General features: G+C 65.9%; 2 protein-coding genes. Both read left to right on the top strand.

What is annotated here, in order from left to right; genetic code table 11:
- Positions 1 to 746 precede the first annotated feature (746 nt).
- Positions 747 to 1,601 (top strand): IS5 family transposase, encoded by an 855-nt coding sequence (locus tag IEZ15_RS43790; RefSeq protein WP_189282495.1) that lies wholly within the window; start codon positions 747 to 749, stop codon positions 1,599 to 1,601.
- Positions 1,598 to 2,011 carry a hypothetical protein gene (locus IEZ15_RS43785; protein ID WP_229846603.1) on the top strand — a complete coding sequence of 138 codons (414 nt, stop codon included), beginning with the start codon at positions 1,598 to 1,600 and terminating at the stop codon, positions 2,009 to 2,011. The genes IEZ15_RS43790 and IEZ15_RS43785 overlap by 4 nt, the downstream gene beginning before the upstream one ends.
- The last annotated feature ends 91 nt before the right edge of the window (positions 2,012 to 2,102 follow it).

Raw genomic sequence — 2,102 nt, 5'->3', positions numbered from 1 at the left:
CGTCCCCACCGCCACCACCGACAACGACTGAACCAACCAAACCGAAGACACCTGGGTCAGATTTCAACCGGCCAGAGTGGGTCCAAGTTCAGCCGCCGCCGACAACATGACAGCCGGCCCCGGATCGCCGGGAAACTCACCGCAGAGCCGTTGGTGATCCGGTGGATCTCGAAGGTGGAAGCCAGTCGTTGGAACGCGTCAAGGCCCTCGGAGCGAGGGCGGGTTGGTCTCCGCCAATACATGCGCACGCTGCGCTCTCGCCTACTGCTTGGCTTCGCGGCATGTTCTGAGCCCCCTGCCAGAAGTTTGCTCTGAGTCAGGCAAAGCAGGGAGATCCCAGCGTCGACCGTGGAGGTGATGACCGATCCAGAAGTCTTCGCCACGCTCGCGCACGTGAAGTCCACTCGCGGTGTGGTGCGGACGATGGTCATGTGGCTGGGCCGACTCGGGGCGACGCCGGAGTCCGAGCGCCGCGAGGACGTACGGGACCTGAAGATCTTCACCGGGCAGCCGGCACGCTGGACTTCACCAGGATCTCGCAGCCGACGCTGCGGGAAGCGGTCAAACATGGGCCTACGACGACCTGCCGCGCCGGCGAGGCACGCGACCGTGGCTCTGTGCGCGACGACGAGCAGCGTTTCTCAGAGGGCGTTAAGTCCCTTCTCTCTCGGTTCGTGATCGCTCGTTCGTGGTACTGATCGCCGTACAGGCCAAGCCATTCGGCATGCGCATGCTGGGATGCGGGCATGGAGCGAAGACCGTATCCGAGCGACTTATCGGACGAGCAGTGGGCGTTGATCGAGCCGATGATCACGGCCTGGAAGCAGGACCGGGTGAGCCGGTCGGCGACGGGAGATCCCGGGGCCTGTGATCTGCGGGAGGTCTTGAACGCGATCTTCTACCAGAACCGGACGGGCTGTCAGCGGCGCTATCTGCCCCATGACCTTCCCGCCTGGTCGGCGGTGTTCTACTACTTCACGCTGTGGCGCCAGGACGCGCTTGACCAGCGGATCCAGGAACTCCTGCGCTGCCAGGTGAGGGAGAAGGCCCGCCGATTAGAGGACCCGTCCCTGGCGCTCATTGACACCCAGTCCGTGCGTGCGGCCGCGGGTGTCCCGAAGACCACGACGGGACTGGACGTGAACAAGCGGACGCCGGGCCGCAAGCGGGGACTGGCCGTCGACGTCCTGGGTCTGATCATCGGTGTTGTCGTCCTGGCCGCTTCGGCCCACGACAACACCGCCGGCACGGCCCTGCTCGACCAGGCGGCCGAGCGGTGCGGAAACCGCCTGGAGAAGGCCCTGGTGGACCAGGGCTTCAAGGACGAGGTCGTCATCCACGGCGCCCTGCTGGACATCACCGTCGGGGTCGTCCGCCGCAACCCGGACGACCAGGGCAAAGGCTTCGTTCCACAGCCCAAGCGGTGGGTGGTCGAGCAAACCAACGGCACGCTGATGCTGCACCGACGCCTGGCCCGAGAGTACGACCACTGCCTCGACAACTCCGTCTCACGCGTCTACCGGGCCTCCACCGCGAACATGGCCCGCCGCCTCACCACACCTACCCCCACCTGGCGCGATGGCCTCCAGGTGTCAGCGTGAACGTCATCGAACTCCTGGCGGACCTCCAGGCCCGGCAGGACGAGGCCACCGCCCGGGTCGGCGAACTACGCGACCAGATCGAGCACCTCACCGCCGCTCTCGCCGAGACCGAAGCACGTCTCGCGGAGCTGACCACCCCCCAGAGGGTCATCTCCGAACTCGCGCCGACCGGAGCCGAACCCGATACGCCCGAACAGGCCACCACCTACCAGGCCATCGTGAACGCCTTCAACCAGCACCCCGACCAGGCATTCCGGGTCCGCGAACTGCACGAACTCCTCGGCATGCCCACCGACGACCCGGCCCTGAACATCACCCGAAGCCGCCTCGGACGCCTCAAGGCTTCCTCACCCAACCCGGACGAGGCCGCCACCAGAAACGGACTTAACGCCCTCTCAGTGGGCGTTTAGGTATGCCTGGTGGAGCTATAACGCCTTTGTGGCCAGTGGCTTTTGAGGCGACTTGCCGCATGAGCGGGGATTGACATGCGCGAAGACGGCG

This window comes from Streptomyces atratus (assembly GCF_014648655.1).
Lineage (GTDB): Bacteria > Actinomycetota > Actinomycetes > Streptomycetales > Streptomycetaceae > Streptomyces > Streptomyces atratus.
The sequence above is the reverse complement of the archived record's forward strand: the minus strand, read 5'-3'. Positions and strand labels throughout refer to the sequence as shown.

What these genes read in the sequence shown, in the direction of transcription:
- IEZ15_RS43790 (WP_189282495.1), top strand. Translation starts at nt 747, where the DNA reads ATGGAGCGAAGACCGTATCCGAGCGACTTATCGGACGAGCAGTGGGCG.